The organism is Acetobacter sp. DmW_043 (genome assembly GCF_002153485.1).
GTDB classification, from domain to species: domain Bacteria; phylum Pseudomonadota; class Alphaproteobacteria; order Acetobacterales; family Acetobacteraceae; genus Acetobacter; species Acetobacter thailandicus.
Genome location: NZ_JOMN01000008.1, coordinates 176,907 through 183,595, shown reverse-complemented (window position 1 = coordinate 183,595; position 6,689 = coordinate 176,907). Strand labels below are relative to the sequence as shown.

The 6,689-nt window shown below is 50.9% G+C and carries 6 protein-coding genes; 1 reads left to right on the top strand and 5 read right to left on the bottom strand.

Annotated features, from left to right (window positions below; all coding sequences use genetic code 11):
• Positions 1-95: 95 nt before the first annotated feature.
• Positions 96-1,583: an efflux transporter outer membrane subunit gene (locus HK11_RS03030; RefSeq protein ID WP_086553858.1), complete on the bottom strand. Its 1,488-nt coding sequence runs from the start codon at positions 1,581-1,583 to the stop codon at positions 96-98.
• Positions 1,584-1,734: 151 nt separating this feature from the next.
• Here HK11_RS03030 and HK11_RS03025 point away from each other — a divergent pair, with 151 nt between their 5' ends.
• Positions 1,735-2,400: a TetR/AcrR family transcriptional regulator gene (locus tag HK11_RS03025; RefSeq protein ID WP_086553857.1), complete on the top strand. Its 666-nt coding sequence runs from the start codon at positions 1,735-1,737 to the stop codon at positions 2,398-2,400.
• An 84-nt stretch (positions 2,401-2,484) separates the two neighbouring features.
• On the opposite strand, the gene HK11_RS03020 is transcribed toward HK11_RS03025, so the two are convergent.
• The 4 genes from HK11_RS03020 to HK11_RS03005 form a co-directional block, all read right to left on the bottom strand.
• Complete coding sequence (locus tag HK11_RS03020; protein ID WP_086553856.1) at positions 2,485-3,408, bottom strand: electron transfer flavoprotein subunit alpha/FixB family protein; 924 nt, start codon at positions 3,406-3,408, stop codon at positions 2,485-2,487.
• Positions 3,409-3,410: 2 nt separating this feature from the next.
• On the bottom strand, positions 3,411-4,160 hold the full coding sequence (locus tag HK11_RS03015) for an electron transfer flavoprotein subunit beta/FixA family protein (RefSeq protein WP_086553855.1): 750 nt from the start codon (positions 4,158-4,160) through the stop codon (positions 3,411-3,413).
• A 63-nt stretch (positions 4,161-4,223) separates the two neighbouring features.
• A complete protein-coding gene (locus HK11_RS03010) occupies positions 4,224-5,861 on the bottom strand; it encodes an electron transfer flavoprotein-ubiquinone oxidoreductase (protein WP_086553854.1) in 1,638 nt (545 codons plus the stop codon).
• Positions 5,862-5,990: 129 nt separating this feature from the next.
• Entirely contained in the window at positions 5,991-6,668 is a 678-nt protein-coding gene (locus tag HK11_RS03005) for a 2OG-Fe(II) oxygenase (protein ID WP_086553853.1), read from the bottom strand.
• Positions 6,669-6,689 lie beyond the last annotated feature (21 nt).

The following is a 6,689-nucleotide window of genomic DNA, read 5'->3' as shown; positions in this document are numbered from 1 at the left end:
CCTTCTACAGACACAAAACCGTAACGTCAATCATAAAAATTAAAAAAATCATGAAAATTTCATAAGGAAATTTTCATCGAAAAACAGCGCTTATTTCAGCCGTTCTTCGCCTCAGGATAGATTTCCTCCCAGCCACCACCAATCGCATTATATAAACGCACAAGATTCTCTGACATCATTTCATTACTGGTCGTCAAAGCCGTCTGAGAAGATAAGACGCGACGTTCTGCATCCAGCACCGGCAGGAAAGTTCTTAATCCCTGACGATATAAGTCACGTGACAGGCTAAGTGAGCGCTGGTCAGCAGCAACCTGTGCTTTCAGTGCCATATTACGCTTTTGCTCTGCTTCATATTTTGTCAGTGCATTATCGACTTCACTCCAGGCCGTCAGAACCGTCTTGCGATAACGCAAAGCCGCCGTCTTCTGAGACGCTTTCTTCATCCTAAGCTGCCCAACCAGACGCCCGCCCTGAAAAATTGGAATACTGATAGATGGGCCAACGTTCCAGGCACGTGCACCCCACATCCCAAGATCACGGAAAGAGAAGGATTGCATACCAAACCCGGCATCAATGGTGACTTTGGGATAAAAGTCAGCCTCAGCCTGCCCCACTTCAGCTGTTGCTGCGTGCAGCTCAGCTTCAGCCTGACGAATATCAGGACGGCGGCGCACCACCTCTGAAGGTACACCAACAGGCACAACGGGTGGCAAAGACGGAATGACGGATGGCGTTTGCAGTTCAGCATTCAGCGCGCCAGGGGGCGCTCCCATCAACAGGTTAATCGCATTAATCTGCTGCTCAGCGAGCTGCTCATATTGAGGAATACGGGCGCTGGTGTCTTCAACCTGCGAACGGGCACTCTCAACATCAAGTTCACTAACCAGACCACTATTATAACGATTCCGGCTAAGATCGAGCATCTGAACCGCGACTTCTTTATTCCGTCTGGTAATACGCAGCTGTTCCTGTGTGCTGCGCAAAGACAAATAATCCTGAGCCAGCTCAGCCTGACGTGCAATAAGGATGCCGCGTCGCTGCTCAACCGTTGCCTGCAAATAAGACTTCGCAGCCTCATACTGACGACGTACGCGCCCCCACAGATCAACTTCCCAGCTCGCCTGAAGGCCATCCTGCCACTGATTAAGCAATGGAATAGACGCGTTTGCAGCCTGAGAAGACAGCAGAGCATCTGACCCCTCAGGAGCATTTTTGCCAATACGCTTAATAACTGACTCCAGCTGCTTGCTGCTGTACTGTTGTCGCCGGTATGAACCTGTAGCTGCCAGATCAGGAAAACGCTCAGCCCCGGCCAGAAGCAACTGCCCTCGACTGACAGCCATCTGCTGCGTTGCCTGAAGAATATCCAGATTCTGTGTAGCCAGTCTCTGCTCAAGCGAAACCAGCTCGGGGTCATGAAATACAGACCACCACTGCGGATCAGGAGCCTGGTTAACCGGAACACTCAGCGCGCGGGACGTTTGCTCAAGGCTGGCATGCTGCCACTGGGCTGGTGTCCATGTTTCAGGTTTTTTAAAGTCAGGCCCAACCGCACAACCACTTAGCAAAACCGGAAACAGCATCGTAGCCGCCTTTAATCTGTACCGTTTTGCCACCTGTCTGCTCCTAAACTAAAATTCTCTCTTGCTCTGACCGATCGGTTCGGTCAGCATGGTAACCTACCGTTTTTCACTATGACGTCAATCGTCAGGATAAAGGAAATAATTACAGACAATGCCTGCCCTGCCCTGCTCTCCCCCTTCAGACACCTGTTCTCTTACAGGGGAGTCTGAAGCCAAACGCCAGCAAATTCTGGATGGTGCCAGAGCTGTTTTCGCTCAGCATGGCTTTGAAGGGGCCAGCATGTCTGCCATTGCCCGTGAGGCCAATGTTTCCAAAGGGACACTCTATAATTACTTCACCTGCAAAGCTGAGTTGTTTGAAGCATTTGTCGAGCAAAACTGCCGCGAAAAGCTCCCTACAGCCCTTGAGCCTATAAAACGCAACCAGCCTGTTCGTGAAACGCTGACCGCCATTGCACAGGCAATTATTAACCTGACTACGCTGCCAGAAAGCCTGATGCTTTACCGGATTATTATCTCCGAAGCGCCTCACTTTCCTAAACTGACAGATGTTTTCTGGAAAAACGGACCCAAAATTGCCATTGAAACACTTGCTGAGTGGCTATCAGCCCAGGCGAGGCAGGGCCTGCTACAGGTTGAAGATCCGGTTTTTGCGGCCGAGCTTTTTTTCACCATGTGTCAGACGCGCATTACACACAAAAAGCGCTTCAATATGGTTATTGAAAATGAAGAAGCTGAGCGCCAGAAGGTCATACACACGGTTGTTGATGTTTTTCTGTCTGTGCATGAAAAAAACTCTCAGCCTGCCAGAGTCTGATCGGAGCGCACTCTCCTGATACTAAAAAGCCTGCCATACGCTTGCGGCGCAGACAGGCTTTTCAGGCAACCGAAAAACGAAAAATTATTTTAGTTTTTCTGTCAGCTCAGGGACAATCTCAAACAGATCACCAACAATACCGTAGTCAGCGACCTGGAAAATTGGTGCTTCGGGGTCTTTGTTCACAGCAACAATCACACGGCTGTCTTTCATGCCGGCAAGATGCTGAATGGCACCAGAAATACCAAATGCAATATACAGCTCAGGGGCGACAATCTTACCTGTCTGGCCAACCTGATATTCGTTTGAAACGAAACCAGAATCGACCGCAGCACGGGAGGCACCAATCGCAGCACCCAGTGTATCAGCCAGCGGCTCAAGAATACGGAACTTCTCTTCGCTAAGAAGACCACGGCCACCAGAAACAACCACACGGGCTGAATCAAGTTCCGGACGTTCAGAAGCTGAGAGATGAACCGCAACAAACTCTGACACATTCGGGTTTTCAACAGCAGCAACTTCTTCAATTGCAGCTGAACCGCCTTCAGCCGGAGCGGCATCAAATGCTGAACTTCTGACTGTCAGAATTTTTTTGCTGTCAGATGATTTAACGGTTGCCAGAGCATTACCCGCATAAATCGGACGTACAAATGTGTCTGCATCAACGATACGAACCACATCAGGCACCGGCTGCACATCAAGCAGAGCCGCCGCACGTGGCAGCACGTTTTTACCAACAGCACTGGCTGATGCCAGAATCTGATCATATGAACCGGCCAGTGACACCAGCAATGCAGCCAGTGGTTCAGCCATTTCATGGGCATAAAGAGCATCTGCTGCATGCAGAACTTTCGTGACACCAGAAATTTTAGCGGCTGTCTCAGCAACGCTGCGCTCACCCGTTACCAGAACATGCACGTCACCAAACTGTGTGGCGGCTGTTACGGCAGACAGAGCAGCCTGTTTGATCCGACCGTCTTCATGGTCCAGAAGAACAAGAGCTGTCATAATCAGATCACCTTTGCTTCATTACGCAGCTTTTCAACCAGCTCGCTCACCGTTTCGACTTTAATACCAGCTTTACGCTCAGCAGGCTCAGCAACTGAAACAATCGTCAGGCGACGAGTCGTATCCACACCCAGGTCGGCCACATTCAGTGTTTCGAGCGGTTTTTTCTTTGCCTTCATAATGTTAGGCAAAGACGCATAACGTGGCTCGTTCAGGCGCAGGTCAGCAGTGACAATTGCTGGCAGCACGAGGGAGACATCTTCTGTGCCACCATCGATTTCCCGGCTGACTTTCACTTTGCCGTCAGCAACCTCAACATTACCGGCAAAAGTGCCCTGACCCCAGCCAAGCAGACCCGCCAGCATCTGACCGGTTGCATTCATGTCATCATCAATGGCCTGTTTACCCAGAATAACCAGACCTGGCTCTTCTTTCGCAACGATCACTTTGAGCACTTTTGCCACAGCGAGGGGCTCAGGACTTTCCTCTGACAGCACCAGAACGGCGCGGTCTGCACCCATTGCCATAGCTGTACGCAGAGTGTCCTGTGCCTGCTGCACACCGACAGAGACCACAACAACCTCAGTGGCCACGCCTTTCTCTTTTAAACGAACAGCCTCTTCCACAGCTATTTCGTCAAAAGGATTCATAGACATCTTAACGCCAGTGGTTTCAACACCACTACCATCAGGCTTAACACGCGGTTTAATGTTGTAGTCAACAACCCGCTTGATCGGTACTACAATCTTCATGGCTTCTTTCGCTTGGAAATGCAGAGTTATTCGTTACCAGACATACCGTATTTTAAAAAAAAATCACATGCCCGCAGGATAGTTCGGCCCGCCGCTCCCTTCTGGCACAGTCCAGTCAATGTTCTGGGCCGGATCTTTAATGTCACAGGTTTTACAGTGTACACAATTCTGAGCGTTAATATGCAGGGCAGGCTCTGAGGTTTCATTAACAACCTCATACACACCTGCCGGGCAATAACGCGACTCAGGTGAGTGGAAAACATCCCAGTTCACCGTTCTCCACAACCCCTGATTTTTCACGCGCAGATGAACAGGCTGATCTTCTTCATGGTTTGTGTTTGACAAAAACACAGAGGAAAGACGGTCAAATGTCAGTTTGCCATCCGGCTTAGGGTAAGCTGGCTTTTCACACAAAGAAGCCGCCAGAAGCTCTTCATTATCCTGATGGCGGAAATGCAGGGTCCAGGGGGCACGCCCTTTCAGCAGCATGGCATCAATCGCTGAATAGACAGCGCCTTTTTTCATGCCAAAGCGGGCAAAAGCCGGGCGGATATTACGCACTGACTTCAGCTCATCCCACAACCATGACTCTTTAATAAGCTGTACGTAAGAAGCCGGCTCAACACGCTCTGTGCTCATGGCATCAACAAGCGCCTCAGCTGCAAGCATGCCTGACTTCATTGCCGTATGTGTGCCTTTGATTTTTGGCACGTTAAGAAAACCCGCAGAATCGCCGGTTAGTGCTCCACCAGGGAAGGTCAGACGCGGAATAGCCTGCAACCCGCCTTCTGACAGCGCTCTGGCCCCGTAACTGATACGACGCCCGCCCTCAAGATGTTTGCGAAAAGCCGGGTGCAGTTTCACACGCTGCATCTCATCAAACGGTGACAGCCATGTGTTGGCGTAATCAAGCCCGATTACGAAACCATAAGACACCAGATTTTCACCAAAATGGTAAAGCCAGGCACCGCCATACGTATTGTCATCCATTGGCCAGCCAAAGCTGTGCTGAACCAGACCCGGGCGGTGTTTCTCAGGCGGCACTTCCCAGACCTCTTTAATACCAAGGCCATAAGTCTGCGGATCAACACCTTTACGCAGGTCATAATGCTGCATGACCTGCTTGGTCAGCGAACCACGGCAGCCTTCAGCAAAAAGCGTATATGTTGCACGCAGCTCCATGCCAAGCTGATAATTCGGGCCCTGTTTGCCATCACGCGTAATGCCCATATCGCCAGTTGCGACACCCACAACGCGGTTGTTTTCTATCAGCACTTCAGATGCAGCAAAGCCGGGATAAATTTCGACACCAAGCTCTTCTGCCTGTGCGGCCAGCCAGCGGCAGACTTCACCAAGACTGACAATATAATTACCATGATTAGCCATATGCGGCATGAATTTATCAAGTGCCGGCACTCGGAAACTGCGTGTTTCAGTAAGAAACAGCATATCCTCAGTCGCAACCGGTGTGTTTAACGGAGCACCGCGCTCTTTCCAGTCAGGCAGCAGTTCGCTCAGAGCACGCGGTTCAATAACGGCACCGGAAACGATATGCGCGCCGATTTCGCTTCCTTTTTCGATAAGACAGACGCTGGTTTGCGGAGAAAGCTGACGCAGGCGAATAGCCGCAGCCAGACCGGCCGGTCCGCCGCCGACAATCACGACGTCAAACGACATAGATTCGCGTTCTGCTTCACTCATTCCTGCTCTGTCCTCTCTGAAAAAAAAAATCGGGCACCCACTCCATAAGCCAGATGCAACAAAAATTGCAAAAAACTGGCTTATCAGTGACGCACAGACGGGTGCCTTATCGCATGTTTTTGCCTGGTCTCAGTGCCCTGAGCGGGCCGGACCAAACGCCAGCTCGTGAACCGCACGCCAGCTGGAGTCAACAAAATTAACAATAAGCGTACGCCGCACTCCTGTCACAGGGCGGCTGACAAAACCATGCCAGGTTTTATCTGAAGGGATAAATAAGACCCCGGTGTTAAAAAGACCTGATGCCCGGACAAGAGAGTCCCCCTCTGGCGACATGAGATCGGTGCCCCAGTCTTTCGCGTTTTCATCCTGCGAAAGCGAAATAAGCAATGTCAGTTTTTTTGCACCAATATCTGTATGCGGCTCAAGCCAGAACCCCTCAGTATCAAGGCACAGCTCAAGACGCAGCGCCGTCCCCTCAAGGCTCGCACCACAATAGCGCTCAAACCCCTGCCGGACCTCAGGGCTATCTATAATATGAGCAAGGCGATCAAGACGGCTGTCACGGGCACGTGTTGTCTCATCCACAAAAATCCGAAATTTATTGCGGGTCTCACGCCGGCCTGCAACATCTCCTGCAAGGGCATCACTCCCCGGATCCCAGGCCACAAGAGCATCGCATGCATCAGAGGGAAGAACAGATTTCAGTGACCAGTGGTCATAAGGATAAGGTTCACAGGGGGTCTCAGCAAGCATTTGTACAAATGCCGAAGCAGAGTCCATCTCGGTGAGCGGGGCATCAGAAAGCATCTGCCTTATCCTTTAACGGTA